Origin of the sequence: Streptococcus sp. CL5.50, from assembly GCF_049738015.1 — a bacterium.
GTDB lineage: Bacteria > Bacillota > Bacilli > Lactobacillales > Streptococcaceae > Streptococcus > Streptococcus mitis_CA.
Genome location: NZ_JBKOTR010000033.1, coordinates 1 through 354, shown reverse-complemented (window position 1 = coordinate 354; position 354 = coordinate 1). Strand labels below are relative to the sequence as shown.

Below are 354 nucleotides of genomic sequence, written 5' to 3'. Positions count from 1 at the left end.
TAAAAGGAGGATGTGGGATTCGAACCCACGCACGCTTTTACACGCCTGACGGTTTTCAAGACCGTTCCCTTCAGCCGGACTTGGGTAATCCTCCATACTATTCAAATGGACCTTGTAGGACTTGAACCTACGACCACTCGGTTATGAGCCGAGAGCTCTAACCAGCTGAGCTAAAGGTCCAACAAGATCATTATAGCGGCGAAGGGGATCGAACCCCCGACCTCCCGGGTATGAACCGGACGCTCTAGCCAGCTGAGCTACACCGCCATGAATCGGGAAGACAGGATTCGAACCTGCGACACCTTGGTCCCAAACCAAGTACTCTACCAAGCTGAGCTACTTCCCGAGTTAAAA

The 354-nt window shown here is 52.3% G+C and carries 4 tRNA genes; all 4 read right to left on the bottom strand.

The window, feature by feature from the left end:
- Window positions 1-4: 4 nt before the first annotated feature.
- Window positions 5-94, bottom strand: a tRNA-Ser gene (locus ACLNCV_RS09770).
- Between the two features lie 12 nt (window positions 95-106).
- A tRNA-Ile gene (locus tag ACLNCV_RS09765) sits at window positions 107-180 on the bottom strand.
- Window positions 181-193: 13 nt separating this feature from the next.
- Window positions 194-267, bottom strand: a tRNA-Met gene (locus tag ACLNCV_RS09760).
- A gap of 5 nt (window positions 268-272) precedes the next feature.
- Window positions 273-346, bottom strand: a tRNA-Pro gene (locus ACLNCV_RS09755).
- Window positions 347-354 lie beyond the last annotated feature (8 nt).